Below are 14,120 nucleotides of genomic sequence, written 5' to 3'. Positions count from 1 at the left end.
GACTTTGTCATTTTCTGCTGAAGTAAAAAATGAACTCGCCCGTATAACCGGTGAGCAAAGCTGCTGTTTGGCCGCTGAACTGGCGGCCTTAATCCGGATGGGCGGTTCGATGGCGATTGGCGGCAATGCCAATCTGGGTATTAATTTCAGCAGTGAAAATGCTGCTGTTACCCGCAAGGTACTGAGCCTTATCAAGCGTTATTCCAATGTAAAAACCGAAGTAGTGGTTACCCGTGGCCGGCGCCTGAAGAAAAGCAACACCTATCATGTCCGGGTTGTTCCCTCGCCGGGCGTTAATGAACTGCTGGCCGCGCTGGGGATCATGGGGGCTGACGGCCTGAATGTCCAGTCCGACAGCAGCATTCTCCGGAAAGTATGCTGCCGCCGGGCTTATCTGCGGGGTGCGTTTTTAGGCGGCGGTTCTGTCAATCGTCCGGAAGGGTCGTACCACCTGGAACTGGTTACAGGCAACGCGGAACTGGCCAAGTCGCTGGTCCGGATTATGAAGTCCGTCAGCCTGCCGGGGCGGATGACCGACCGCAAGGACGACTACATCGTCTATCTTAAGGACGGCAATGCCATTACCGCCTTTCTCCAGATTATCGGCGCTCATAATGCGTTATTGCTGTTTGAGAATGTCCGGGTGGTCAAGGATATGCGCAATCAGGTAAACCGGCTTGTTAACTGCGAAACCGCTAACCTGCAGAAGACGGTTAACGCGGCGGTGCGTCAGGTGGACAGTATCAATCTGATTGTCCGGCAGCTGGGGCTGGATAAGCTGCCGCCCACACTGCGGGAGGTCGCCGAAGCACGGCTCGCCCACCGGGAAGCGACCTTGTCGGAACTGGTGGAAGCCCTGGAAGGGCGGGTCGGCAAATCAGGCATCAACCACCGCCTGCGCAAACTAGGGGAGATTGCCGAAGCGCTGCGCAGCCAGCAGCCGGCAGAGACACAGGAGCAGCATGAGTAGATTGGTACAAGCGGCGGCTGTGCTGCTGGCCGCAGTGCTTTTTTTGCTGCTGACACCCGCCGGCGGTGTGCCTATCCTCGCTTACCACCAGATCAGCCGTGAGCCGGAAATCTACAGCCTTGACCCCGAACAGTTTGAAGAACAGCTGCAGTATTTGCACAGTCATGGCTATACGGCTATTTCCCTGGCCGAATTCTTTGCTGCCGGCCATAGCGTCCGGCCGCTGCCGCCCAAACCGGTCATTATTACTTTTGACGACGGGTATGAGGACAACTATCGGACGGCATTGCCGCTCCTGCAAAAATACGGGCTGCGGGCCACGGTGTTCGTGATCGCCGGCCAGGTTGGCCAGGCCGGGTATTTGACCTGGGAACAAATTGCCGGCCTGCAGGCGGCAGGGATCGAAATCGGGTCCCATACCTACAGCCATGCAGCCTTGAACGAACTCAGCCAGGACCGGGTTCTGGACGAACTTAGGCGTTCCAAGCAAGTGCTTGAGCACAACCTGGCGACGCCGGTGGCGTTTCTGGCCTACCCGTTTGGGCAGTACAACCCGGAGACGGCAGCGGCTGCCCGGCAGGCCGGTTATACCGGCGCCTGTACGGGCCGGCCCGGCTTAGGCACGCTGGCGGATGATGCCTATCAGCTCAAACGGGTTAACATCCCCCGCCCCCGCTATGGTCTGTGGGAGTTTCGTCTCCGGCTGCTGCGGGCCCACCTGTATGGCAGGCTGGCAGCCCTGGCTCCCTGACGCGGGGTGCTGGTAAAATCCTCCTGCAGGTTGCCGGCCAGGCGATAGTTTGCTATAATTGCCTGGAAGGCGATTGGCCTGTTAGGAGGTATGCTATTTGTTTACTTGGTTTCGTCAGGCCGGTGTCGCCGTTGCTGTCACCGTAGCCGTTAATTTTATCTCAGCCCCCCAGCCGGGACTAGCTAACCCCGGTCCCACCGCACCCTTTGATGTTTCCCGGGTCACCGAACTGCCTGTGACCGTGACGGAACTGGGCGGAACGCTGCTGCTTTCGGACAGCCCGGAGATGGTCCCGGCCGACGGCATTATGTATCAGGACACAGTCGCCGGTGATGTCCGCCTTTTTTTCCATCATGTGAATTCGACCAGGGAGTTAAAAAAGGTGGTTGTGCTGCTTGTCAATGAAGCGCGCACCGCGGCCCAGGTTGTTGTCAATCAGTATGGCCTGGGCGGGCCCAGCCTGGACTATCTGGCCGTGGGGAAAATGGCGCAGCTTAACTACCTGAACCAGCAGGAGGTCGAACTGATCGAGGTGCCGGCCCAAGGCACGGCGCTGTTGGAACCGGTGCTTAATGAAACGGTGATTGTCCCCGAGGCGCTGGTCAATGGCATCTATGATTTCCAGACCAAGGAGCCGGTGAAAGTTGTTGTTATGATGCTGCCGGTGGATGCGGATCCGGCAGAGTTTATTAACAAAGCGCAGATATTGCCCACTGACAGTCAGCGCCTGCGGGGGACGTTCGCCGGCCGTGACCGGCTGGTTGTGCCCACCCAGGTGTATCGTGCCGGCCGTGACGGCGTGCTGGGGATTACCCTGGCCGACCATAAGCGGGATGTCTTTGTGGCCGGTATTGATGCGACAGACGGTTCACCGGCCCTGAATTACGGCAATTATGGTGTTTTGTACAGGGTGTTTTTGCCAACCGCCTTTGAACAAAACTACGCTGTTTATTTAAACCCCCGGGGCGGGGAATATGCCGGCGGCCTCAAGCTTAAATACCGCCACCAGGAGGAAGCCGTCGTCGGCACCCCGGCGGACAGGCTGTTTTTTGGCAGTAAGACGTCAACCGACATGGACCATCTCGGCGACTTCAGCGGCGGCCAGTCGCTGTGGCTGACCTTTTCGCCGCCCGGGGCCTCCAACCTGCCTGTCAAAATTATTCTGGCCCCGGTCACCCGGCCCTAATCCAGTGAACCGTGTCAGGGGGGACGGTTCTTGGTCATAGGGCGCAGAACCGTCCTCCTGGCAACCGGTGCGTTTGGCTATTGCTTCCTGTCGGTAAACAGGCTAAAATAGTATAGTAACCGTTTACCCCATATATTTGAGTAGGCAAGGAGGGAATTAACTATGAAAAAGCATATTGTGACTATCAATAAAGCATCGCTGGCTCAAACTGTACATACCGGCGGCTGCGGGGAATGCCAGGCTTCCTGCCAGTCGGCTTGCAAGACTTCCTGCACTGTCGGCAATCAGGTCTGCCAGAAGTAGACACAGCATAGCCCCTTGCCCCGACAGGCCAAGGGGCTGTATTTTTGGGAGGCATTTGTAAGACGAAGACGTCTCCGGTAGAAAGAGGAAGAGGAATGCAGGTTCATAAATTCTATTTAAACGGTCTCTATATTGTACTTGATATTAATAGCGGCGCCGTGCATCTTGTCGATAAGCTGGCGTACGATATACTGGATATTTATAACGGGGCGAACGCGGCAGAGGCTGTTGCCGCCCTGCAGCCGGCCTACGGGCGGGCGGCGGTAAGAGAAGCGGTAGCCGAACTGGCGGAGCTGGTACAGGCCGGGCAGTTGTTTTCGCCGGAACTGACGGTGCCGCTGACTTTCAGCGACCGGCCGCTGGTTAAATCCTTGTGCCTGCATGTGGCCCATGACTGCAATCTGCGCTGCGGCTACTGCTTTGCCGGCACCGGCGATTTTGGCCGGGCCCGGGGGCTCATGTCCCGGGAGATTGGGGAAAAGGCTGTTGATTTTATTATTGCCGGCAGCGGCGGGCGCCGCCATTGCGAATTGGATTTTTTCGGCGGCGAGCCGCTGCTTAATATGGATACGGTCCGTCATGTCGTCAGCTATGTGCGGCGGCGGGAGAAGGAAACCGGCAAGGTGTTCAAGCTGACGCTGACGACGAACGCCCTGTTACTGACTGAGCCGTTGATTGAATATTTAAACGAAAACCAGATCAGCCTGGTGCTCAGCCTGGACGGCCGGGCCGAGACGCATGACCGGATGCGGCCCTGTGTCAACGGCAGCGGCAGCTATGATCTGGTTGTCAAGCGCTGTAAGCAGGTTGCCGACTCCCGCGGCGACCAGAACTATTATCTGCGGGGCACCTTTACGGCCTACAATCTCGACTTTGCCGCCGATGTGCTGTCCATGGCCGATCTCGGTTTCAGTCAGTTGTCGGTGGAGCCGGTGGTGGCGAAAGCGGCTGCTTACGAATTGACGGCAGCGCACCTGCCGGAGCTGTACCGCCAATATGAACAACTGGCAGAGGCCTACCTGGAGCGCAAACTGGCCGGCCGGGGTTTCGACTTTTTCCATTTTAACCTGGATTTAAGCAATGGCCCCTGTGTGGCTAAACGCCTGAGCGGCTGTGGCGCCGGCCATGAGTATTTTGCCGTAACGCCGGAAGGCGATCTTTATCCGTGTCATCAGTTTGTAGGGCGCGATGAATATAAGCTGGGCAATATAGATACCGGGGTCGTCAATCAAGCGCTGCCGGTAACATTCCGTCAGGCCCATGTGCTCAATAAGCCGGCCTGCCGTGCATGCTGGGCCCGGTTTTATTGCAGCGGCGGCTGTCATGCCAACGCCGATTTGTTCCACAACGACCTGCTGAAGCCGTATGAACTGGGGTGTGAATTGCAGAAAAAGCGGCTGGAATGCGCTATTATGATCCAGGCCAAACTGGTGCTTGCCGGTCAGACGCCGGCGGAGGGAAGCTAACGCTAAGGAGTTCGCTATGAATTGTGCAGCTGTTCATATTCATATAACCGGCATTGTGCAAGGGGTGGGGTTCCGCCCCTTTGTTTATAATCTGGCCGGCCGCTATGGCGTAACCGGCTGGGTTGCCAATGATGCCAGGGGAGTCGACATTGCCGCCGAAGGCGCCGCGGAGCGGCTTACCGCGTTTATTGCCGCTTTACAGGCGCAGGCGCCGCCTTTGGCCGCCATTGAGTCGGTCACGGTCCGGCCCGGGGAGCCGCAGGGGTATACAGGCTTTGTCATCAGAGCCAGTGCTGACGGCGCCGCGAAAACCGCGCTGGTTGCGCCCGATGTCGCCACCTGTGCCAGCTGCCGCCGGGAAATGCTTGATCCCCGGGACCGGCGGTACCGGTATCCGTTTATCAACTGCACCGACTGCGGTCCCCGGTATACGATTATCGAGGATATCCCCTATGACCGCCGGGCGACGACCATGCGCCGGTTTGCCATGTGCCCGGCCTGTCAGGCGGAATATGACAATCCGGCTGACAGGCGTTTTCATGCCCAGCCGAATGCCTGTCCGGTGTGCGGTCCCCAGTACCGCCTGCTGGACCGGGCCGGCCAACCGGCAGCCCCGGCCGGACAGGATATATTTGTGGCGGCCGGCCGGCTGATTGCCACCGGCGCCATCCTGGCCATCAAAGGCATTGGCGGCTATCACCTGGCGGCTAATGCCTTTGACGGCGCCGCGGTGGCGCGGCTGAGACGGCGCAAGGTCCGGGAAGACAAGCCCTTTGCCGTTATGGCCGGCTCGCTGGCGGCGATCAAAGCCCGCTGCCGGGTGTCGGCCGCGGAGGAACAGCTGCTGGTCAGTGCGGCGCGCCCCATTGTGCTGCTGGCCAAGGCGGCAGGCTATGACCTGGCTGACATGATTGCGCCGGGGAATCCGTATGTGGGCTGCATGCTGCCCTATGCGCCGGCCCATATCCTGCTGCTGGCCGCAGAGGCTATCTGGGTAATGACCAGCGGCAATGCCAGCGACGAACCGATTGCCTATGACGATGCCGATGCGGTCTCCCGGCTGCAGGCGATTGCCGACTATTTTCTGGTTCACGACCGGGCTATTTACTGTCAGGCCGATGATTCCGTGGTTAGAACTGTGCTGGATCAGCCCTATTTCCTGCGCCGCAGCCGGGGCTATGTGCCGGCCCCTGTCAGGCTGGGGCGGGAGCTGCCGCCGCTGCTGGCCGTAGGGGGCGAGCTCAAAAACACCTTTTGCCTGACCCGCGGCCGGCAGGCTTTTCTGAGCGCCCACGCCGGCGATTTGACGAATGTGCCGACCTATCAGGCCTATATTGCGGCCATCGGCCATTGGCAAAAGCTGCTCAATGTTGTGCCCCAGGTGGTGGCCCATGATCTGCACCCTGATTATTTATCAACAAAGTATGCCGCCACCCTGGCCTTGCCCAGGGTGGCCGTGCAGCATCATCATGCCCATATTGCGGCTGTGATGGCCGAGCACCGGCTGAGCGGGCCGGTTATCGGCGTAGCCTTTGACGGCACCGGTTATGGTCCGGACGGCACCCTGTGGGGCGGTGAATTTCTGGTTGCCGACCTAAGCGGTTACCGCCGGCTGGGACATCTGGCCTACCTGCCGCTGCCGGGCGGGGCCCAAGCGATCAAAGAGCCGTGGCGGCTGGCTGCCTGGCTGCTGCAGGCCCTGTACGGGCCCCGGTTTGCCGAGCTGCCGCTGCCGTTTGTGCAACAGCTGCCGGCAGGCTGGCAGCTGGTACTGGCGGCTGCCGGCCAGGGCCTTAACGCCCCGCTGTCCTCAGGCGCCGGCCGGCTGTTCGATGCGGCGGCCGCGCTCCTGGGCATCAGGCAGCGTATTAACTATGAAGGCCAGGCAGCGGTGGAGCTTGAACTTGCCGCCCAGGGGGCGTCGGGCCGGGTGCTGCCCTATGACGTCAATGAGGCCGGGGAGCTGCGGATCCTGGATTTTAAACCGGTATTTGCCGCGCTGTGCCAGGCGTTGCTGCAAGGGCTGCCCAGCCAGCAGCTGGCGGCGGATTTTCATACTACCCTGGCTGCAGCCACCTGTGAGCTGGTGGCTGCGATCAGCAGGACCACCGGTATCAGGCAGGTCGCCTTAAGCGGCGGCGTTTTCCAGAACCTTACCCTGTTAACTCAAGTTATCGGAATGCTCACGCAATATGAGCTTACTATATATCTACACCGGCAGACGCCGCCTAATGACGGCGGCCTGGCCCTCGGCCAGGCGGTTATTGCCGGGGAAAGGAGCCGTTGATTATGTGTCTGGCTGTTCCCGCCAGGATTATTGAACGAACAGAATATATGGCCACGGTTGAGATTAGCGGCGTAACCCGTCAGGTCAGCCTCATGCTGCTGCCGGCAGCGGCGGTGGGCGATTATGTACTGGTCCATGCCGGGTTTGCGATTCAGGCGATTGATGAGGAAGAGGCCCGGCGGACGCTGGCCTTGTTCAGGGAGTTGGATCAGTATGCTGCTGACAGCTGAAGAAAAGAAGCGGGCCGCCCGCTTTTTTACGGACGCCATACACTGCCTGGCCAGCAGGCCGGTGCGGCTTATGGAGGTGTGCGGCACCCATACGGTGGCCATTTTTCGCGCCGGTATCCGGCAGCTGCTGCCGGCGGCGGTCGAGCTGGTCAGCGGCCCCGGCTGCCCGGTGTGCGTGACCCCTAACGAATATCTGGATACGGCCATTGCCTACAGCCGCCGCCCGGATACGATTATTACCACCTTTGGCGACATGCTCAGGGTGCCGGGCTCGGCGTCCAGTTTAATGGCGGAGAAGGCCTGCGGCGCCGATATCCGCATTGTCTACTCCGCCCTGGACAGTCTGGTTATCGCCAGGGATAATCCCGGCAAGGCGGTTATCTTTCTGGCTGTCGGCTTTGAGACCACCGCCCCGACGGCAGCCGCCACGGTGCTGGAGGCGGACAGGCAGGGCCTGACTAATTTCTTTGTGCTGTCGGCCCACAAACTGGTGCCGCCGGCCCTTAAAGCCCTGTTGGCCGCACCGGCAACAAAGGTTGACGGCTTTTTGCTGCCGGGCCATACTGCTGCCATCAGCGGCCTGGAACCTTATCGGTTTGTGGCCGGGCAATTTGGCGTGCCGGCTGTGGTTACCGGCTTTGAGGCCCTGGACATTCTGCAGGGCGTTTATATGCTGCTGCAGCAGCTTAAGCAGGGGCAGGCTGAGCTGCAGAACCAATACCGGCGGGTGGTTAAGAGCGAAGGCAATCCGGCCGCCCGGGCCGTTCTGGATCAGGTGTACCAGCCGGCTGCCGCCGCCTGGCGGGGGTTTGGCCTGATAGCCGGCTCCGGCCTGGAGCTACGGGCCGCCTGGCGGCGGTTTGACGCCCGGGCGGCGCTGCCGCTGGCGGTTGCCGGGTCGCAGGAGCCGGCCGGCTGCCGTTGCGGCGAGGTGCTGCGGGGCCTGATTACCCCGCCGGCCTGTCCCTGCTTCGGCCGGCACTGCACCCCGGAGCAGCCGGTGGGGGCGTGCATGGTTTCCGTCGAAGGGGCCTGTGCCGCCTGGTATAAATACGGACAAGGACGGTGGAACTGTGAATAAGCGGGAGGAACGCATCTTGCTGGGCCATGGCAGTGGCGGCCGCCTCAGTCATGACCTGATCAGGAATCTTATGCTGCCGGCCTTTGCCAATCCGGTCCTGGCTGAACTGCACGACGGGGCCCGGCTGGATATCGGCGGTGCCCGCCTGGCTTTTACAACCGACAGCTATGTGGTTAAACCCCGGTTTTTTCCCGGCGGCGACATCGGCAAGCTGGCCGTATGCGGCACTGTCAATGATTTGGCGATGTGCGGCGCCCGGGCTTTGTACCTGAGCGCCGGGTTTATTCTGGAAGAAGGCCTGTTATTGTCTGAGCTTACATTAATTGTCGAATCGATGCGCCAAATGGCAGCGGCAGCCGGGGTAACGATTGTTACCGGTGATACCAAGGTTGTGGAAAAAGGCGCTGTTGACGGCCTGTATATCAACACGGCCGGGATTGGCGTTGTGCTGCCTGGCGTCAACATTGGCGCCGCTTGTGTTAAACCCGGTCAGGATATCATTGTCAGCGGCTATCTCGGCGATCATGCCGTGGCGGTTATGAGTAAGCGCCACGGGCTTACCCTGCCGGCTGCCATTGCCAGTGACTGCGCCCCGCTCAACCAGCTGGTGGCGGCGGTGCTGACCGAGGTGCCGCAGGTGGCGATGCTGCGCGATCCCACCCGGGGCGGACTGGCAACCACGCTCAACGAGATTGCCGCCGAGGCCGGCGTGGGCATGATCCTGGAAGAAAATACACTGCCGGTGCGGCCGGAAGTGCTGGCTGTCTGTGAATTACTGGGATTTGATCCTTTATATCTGGCCAATGAAGGAAAAATCGTATTTATTGTCGAAAAAGAGTATAGTGGAAAAGTTCTGACGATATTGCGGCAAAACCCGCTGGCAGCCGCGGCCCGGATAATCGGGTCCGTAACAGCCCAGCCGGCCGGGCAGGTGGCGCTCAGGACTGCCGTCGGCGGGCTTCGCCTCTTGGATATGTTGTCAGGCGAACAATTACCGCGGATCTGCTGACATATTTTCTCATGCTTGTCATAGTATTATGGTATAGGGGCAGGCAAAGGGTCTGCCGGATGCCACAGGGGGAGGGTTAACAGGTGTGCAGTTAGACTATGGACTTAAATTAGAAACAACACAGAAACTCATTATGACTCCTCAATTACGCCAGGCGATTGCCATTCTGCAACTTCCATCCATGGAATTGGCAGCTTTGGTAGGCAAGGAACTGTTGGAAAACCCGGTGCTAGAGGCTGATGCCAACTATAATGAGAATGACCATGAGCAGGGCGACGAGCCGCCGGCGGTGCCTGAGCCAACAGGTGCCGAATACGACAATCAGCCTGAGGCTGACGGCTGGATTGAATACCTGCTGGGCGGGACACCGGTATCCGGCTGCAATCAGGCCGGGATGGCGGAGACGACCCAGGCCCGGGAAGTGGCTGACGCCCAGGCGGTATCGTTGCAGGACTACCTGGAAATGCAGCTGCATTTTGCGGTGTTTGAACCGATTCATCTTACTGTTGGCAAATACCTGATTGGCTGTATTGATGATAATGGCTATGTATGCGGCACCCTGGCCGAGGCAGCAGCTCAGCTGGGGGTGGCCGAGGATTGCACGGAAGATGTGCTTGCAATTATTCAAACCTTTGATCCGCTGGGGGTCGGAGCCCGCAACCTCCAGGAATGCCTGTTGCTCCAACTGGCGCAGCAGACGCCGGCGGGGCCGGAGACCGACCTGGCCAAGGCAATCATTGCCGAACATCTTGATCAGGTGGCGTGCGGCCGCTATAAGCAAATTGCAGACAAGCTGCACTGTACCCCCCACGAAGTACAGCAGGCGGTTGATATCATCCGCACCCTTGACCCCAAGCCGGGCCGCGCTTTTGGCGGCGGTCAGCCCGGGTATATTACACCTGATGTTACGATTGAACGCCTTAATGACGAATATGTCATTCATATTAACGACAATCATGTGCCGCAGCTGTCAATCAATCCGTATTATCGGCAAATTGTCCGCGAAGCCGACACAGATGCCCGCAAATATGTGGAAGGCCGGATCCATGCGGCTGTGTGGCTGATAAAAAGCATTGAACAGCGTCGCCGTACCTTATATAATGTGACAGAGGCCATTATTGACCTCCAGCGCGGTTTTTTTGACCATGGCCCCAAATTTTTGCGGCCGCTGACAATGAAAAAAGTGGCCGAGCAGATTGGCGTTCATGAATCAACCGTGAGCCGGGCCACCGCCAATAAGTATGTAGCTACCCCCCATGGGGTGTTTGGCATGAATACCTTTTTCACTGCCGGTTTGCAAAGTGCCGGCGGCGAGGATATTTCCGCCAGCCGGGTCAAACAGGAACTGAAAGAGCTTATTGTTGCCGAAAATCCGAAACAACCCTTAAGTGATCAGGCGTTAAGCGATCTCTTAAACGGCAAGGGGATTATGGTTTCGCGCCGGACGGTGGCTAAATACCGGGAGGAACTGGCAATTCCGGCCTCCAGCAGGCGCAAGAGACATTAATGTTGTGAATATTTTGATCTCTAAACAGGCTTGCTCCTGTTAGAGGTCTTTTTATTTGGGGATAAATCCTTGCGGCGGGAAATTTTACTTGCTAGCTTCAGCAATGAGGTTGTAAATATACCATTAATTGGCAAAAAAAGCCCAAGTGACGAAAAGGGGAATTGCCATCGATGGCGAATAAGAATCTGATAGTACGTTAAGGTGGTGATTGGATGGCGCAAAACACCATGATCATGTCATTAAGTGACGGGTATATTATTCCGGCGCCCCGCAATTATGAGGATTTTAAATATGCCCTGTCCCATTCGGCCAGCCCCAGCATCAGCCTGCTTTTCGGCGATATTAACATCCTGCCCGAACTGCTGGCTCAGGCCCGTGAGCATAAAAAGCGGGTACTGGTGCACCTGGACCTGTTAGGCGGGGTTGGCAAGGATAAAGCGGGTATTCTGTTTTTGGCGCGCATGGGCGTGTCGGCTATTATTACCACCAAGCCCCAGCTTGGCAAGATTGCCAGGGAAGCGGGCATGCTGGTGATCCACCGGCTGTTTGTAATGGATTCGGAAGCCATTAAAACCGGGGTAAATCTGCTTAAAGGCTACAAGCCTGATGCCCTGGAACTGCTGCCGGCCTCGGTGCCCTGCAGTGTGGTCGCCGAGCTGGCCAGCCTGACCGGGCTGCCGATTCTGGGCGGCGGGCTGATGCATACCAAAGCCGAGGTCCAGCAGGCCATAGACTGCGGGCTTAGTGCGGTAAGTGCCAGTAAACGGGAGTTGTGGTAGGGGTTAATTAACAGAAATTGTATGTGAAAATAATAATTTTCACGCAATTTAAAAATTTGCAGGAATTATCTCCGCCAGGCAGAATATATATTAACAAAGAAGTTCATACAGGGACAGAGATGAAGAGAAGTCCAAATTTTCGCCTGGCAGAATGCTGTCGCGGAGGCGTTGATTTGGGCTTTTATTTTGTTTGGAGGGGGTGAGAACGGGAGGCGGATCATTGGCATTTTTTGTCAGAAAATTCTGAGTTTAGAGGAGAAGGGCGAAAGGGGATTTTAGGATGACAAATTTGTTTGGAGAATTCTTTGGCACGATGGTGCTTTGTCTGTTCGGCTGCGGCGTTGTCGCCAACTGTCTGTTGAGCAAGTCGAAGGCGGAGGGAGCCGGCTGGCTGACCATTGTCACCGGCTGGGCCATGGCGGTTATGCTGGGGGTATTTAGCGCCATCGCCGCCGGTGCGCCGCAGGCCGACCTCAACCCGGCGGTGACCTTGGCCAAAATGTTTTTGGGTGTCTATGAGCCCGGCCATGCGGTCCTGACGATGGTGGCGGAAATAGCAGGCGGGATGGCCGGTGCCGCCATCGTCTGGCTGGCTTTTCTGCCCCACTGGGAGATCACCGAGGATAAAGGGCTCAAACTGGCGGTTTTCTGTACCGCGCCGGCAATCCGCAGCCCCTTTGCCAATCTGCTGTGCGAGATTATTGCCACTGCCACTTTAATTACTATGATTTTTGCCATCTTTTCTAAATCTGTTGGCAGCCTGGCCCCTGGTTTTGGACCTTACCTTGTGGGCATGCTGGTCTGGGCCCTGGGGCTTAGCCTCGGCGGACCTACCGGTTATGCCCTTAACCCGGCCCGCGATCTGGGCCCCCGGCTGGCTCATGCGGTCCTGCCGATAGCCGGCAAGGGCGGATCAGACTGGGGTTATGCCTGGATTCCTGTTGCCGGTCCGATGCTTGGCGCCGGCGTCGCCGTTATCGTGGCTAAAGCGGCCGGTATACTCTAGGCCGCCTGCATTAGCTACAAGATAAATTAAAACAAGGGAGTTGCTGTTATGACCAAAAAGTATGTCCTGGCACTCGATCAGGGAACAACCAGTTCACGGGCAATTTTATTCGACCAGGAGTCCGCTATTGTTGCTGTTGCCCAGAAGGAATTCACCCAGATATTCCCTAAGCCGGGCTGGGTAGAGCACAATGCCGATGAAATCTGGAGTTCCCAGATTAGCGTTGTGGCCGAGGTGGTGGCCAAAGCCGGCATCAGTGTGGCCGATGTCGCGGCGATCGGCATTACCAATCAGCGTGAAACCACTGTGGTATGGGATAAAGCCACAGGCAAACCGGTATATAACGCGATTGTCTGGCAGTCCCGGCAGACCATGGATATTTGCAATGACCTGAAAGACAAAGGGCTGGAGACCGTGTTCCGCCAGAAAACCGGCCTGGTCATCGACGCTTATTTTGCCGGCACCAAGGTGAAATGGATTCTTGATCATGTGGAGGGAGCCCGTGCCAGGGCCGAGCGGGGTGAACTCTTATTCGGCACGATTGATACCTGGCTGATCTGGAAGCTGACTGCCGGCAAGGTGCATGTCACCGACTACTCCAATGCCTCCCGGACCCTGATGTATAATATCCGTGAGCTGAAATGGGATGAAGAGCTGTTAGCGGTCCTTACCGTTCCTGCCGGCATGCTGCCGCAGGTCCGTCCCTCCAGCGAGGTGTACGGCACTACCGACCCTGGTGTTTTCCTGGGGGCTGCCGTGCCTATTGCCGGCGCCGCCGGGGATCAGCAGGCGGCCCTGTTCGGCCAGACCTGTTTTCAGCCTGGCATGGCGAAAAATACGTATGGCACCGGCTGCTTTATGCTGATGAATACCGGCGACAGGGTATTTGAGTCGAAAAACGGCTTGCTGACAACGATTGCCTGGGGCCTGGACGGCAAGGTTGAATATGCCCTGGAAGGCAGTATCTTTGTCGCCGGCTCAGCAGTTCAGTGGCTGCGGGACGGCCTGAAGCTGATCGATGCCGCCCCCGACTCTGAGTATTTTGCCAAAAAAGTCAGCGATGCCGAGGGGGTGTATGTGGTACCGGCTTTTGTCGGCCTGGGCGCTCCTTATTGGAATATGACAGCCCGCGGCGCCATTCTGGGCCTGACCCGGGGAACGACCAAGGCCCATGTTGTCCGCGCCACCCTGGATTCGATGGCTTATCAGACCAAAGATGTTCTCAGTGCGATGGAGGCCGATTCGGCCATTACACTGCAGGCGCTTAAGGTGGATGGCGGGGCGGTTGTCAATAATATTCTGATGCAGTTCCAGGCCGATATCCTGGGGGTTCCGGTCGACCGGCCGCAGGTTACGGAAACTACCGCCCTGGGCGCCGCCTACCTTGCCGGCCTGGCTGTCGGCGTATGGAACAATAAGGAGGAGCTTATCCAAAACTGGAAACTCGATACCCGGTTTGAGCCGCAGATGGCGGCCGCGCAAAGCGCCAAACTGTATACAGGCTGGCAAAAAGCTGTCAAGCGCTCGATGGACTGGGAAGAATAG

13 protein-coding genes are annotated in these 14,120 nt (G+C 58.1%); all 13 read left to right on the top strand.

All coding sequences use genetic code 11. From position 1 onward, the window contains the following. The first annotated feature begins 4 nt into the window (after nucleotides 1-4). Entirely contained in the window at nucleotides 5-970 is a 966-nt protein-coding gene (whiA, locus tag ACZ481_RS20230) for a DNA-binding protein WhiA (protein WP_464767139.1), read from the top strand. Next, complete coding sequence (locus tag ACZ481_RS20225; RefSeq protein ID WP_464767138.1) at nucleotides 963-1,721, top strand: polysaccharide deacetylase family protein; 759 nt, start codon at nucleotides 963-965, stop codon at nucleotides 1,719-1,721. Before whiA ends, ACZ481_RS20225 begins: the two co-directional genes overlap by 8 nt. Nucleotides 1,722-1,818: 97 nt before the next feature. Then, a complete protein-coding gene (locus ACZ481_RS20220; RefSeq protein WP_464767137.1) occupies nucleotides 1,819-2,907 on the top strand; it encodes a copper amine oxidase in 1,089 nt (362 codons plus the stop codon). 162 nt (nucleotides 2,908-3,069) lie between these two features. Then, a complete protein-coding gene (scfA, locus tag ACZ481_RS20215) occupies nucleotides 3,070-3,210 on the top strand; it encodes a six-cysteine ranthipeptide SCIFF (RefSeq protein WP_144351330.1) in 141 nt (46 codons plus the stop codon). A gap of 95 nt (nucleotides 3,211-3,305) precedes the next feature. Further along, nucleotides 3,306-4,676, top strand: a complete 1,371-nt coding sequence (gene scfB, locus ACZ481_RS20210; RefSeq protein ID WP_464767136.1) for a thioether cross-link-forming SCIFF peptide maturase — start codon at nucleotides 3,306-3,308, stop codon at nucleotides 4,674-4,676. Between the two features lie 16 nt (nucleotides 4,677-4,692). Next, nucleotides 4,693-6,963 carry a carbamoyltransferase HypF gene (gene hypF, locus ACZ481_RS20205; RefSeq protein WP_464767135.1) on the top strand — a complete coding sequence of 757 codons (2,271 nt, stop codon included), beginning with the start codon at nucleotides 4,693-4,695 and terminating at the stop codon, nucleotides 6,961-6,963. Between the two features lie 2 nt (nucleotides 6,964-6,965). Then, nucleotides 6,966-7,193, top strand: a complete 228-nt coding sequence (locus tag ACZ481_RS20200) for a HypC/HybG/HupF family hydrogenase formation chaperone (RefSeq protein ID WP_464767134.1) — start codon at nucleotides 6,966-6,968, stop codon at nucleotides 7,191-7,193. Next, nucleotides 7,177-8,274 (top strand): hydrogenase formation protein HypD, encoded by a 1,098-nt coding sequence (gene hypD, locus ACZ481_RS20195; RefSeq protein ID WP_464767133.1) that lies wholly within the window; start codon nucleotides 7,177-7,179, stop codon nucleotides 8,272-8,274. Before ACZ481_RS20200 ends, hypD begins: the two co-directional genes overlap by 17 nt. Continuing rightward, entirely contained in the window at nucleotides 8,267-9,283 is a 1,017-nt protein-coding gene (gene hypE, locus ACZ481_RS20190; protein WP_464767132.1) for a hydrogenase expression/formation protein HypE, read from the top strand. The genes hypD and hypE overlap by 8 nt, the downstream gene beginning before the upstream one ends. An 85-nt stretch (nucleotides 9,284-9,368) precedes the next feature. After that, a complete protein-coding gene (gene rpoN / locus ACZ481_RS20185; protein ID WP_464767131.1) occupies nucleotides 9,369-10,790 on the top strand; it encodes an RNA polymerase factor sigma-54 in 1,422 nt (473 codons plus the stop codon). A gap of 212 nt (nucleotides 10,791-11,002) precedes the next feature. Further along, a complete protein-coding gene (locus tag ACZ481_RS20180) occupies nucleotides 11,003-11,569 on the top strand; it encodes a glycerol-3-phosphate responsive antiterminator (RefSeq protein WP_464767130.1) in 567 nt (188 codons plus the stop codon). Nucleotides 11,570-11,849: 280 nt separating this feature from the next. After that, complete coding sequence (locus tag ACZ481_RS20175) at nucleotides 11,850-12,575, top strand: MIP/aquaporin family protein (RefSeq protein WP_464767129.1); 726 nt, start codon at nucleotides 11,850-11,852, stop codon at nucleotides 12,573-12,575. A 48-nt stretch (nucleotides 12,576-12,623) separates the two neighbouring features. Beyond that, nucleotides 12,624-14,120, top strand: a complete 1,497-nt coding sequence (glpK, locus tag ACZ481_RS20170) for a glycerol kinase GlpK (RefSeq protein WP_464767128.1) — start codon at nucleotides 12,624-12,626, stop codon at nucleotides 14,118-14,120.

The organism is Sporomusa intestinalis (genome assembly GCF_055383785.1).
The sequence above is the reverse complement of the archived record's forward strand: the minus strand, read 5'-3'. Positions and strand labels throughout refer to the sequence as shown.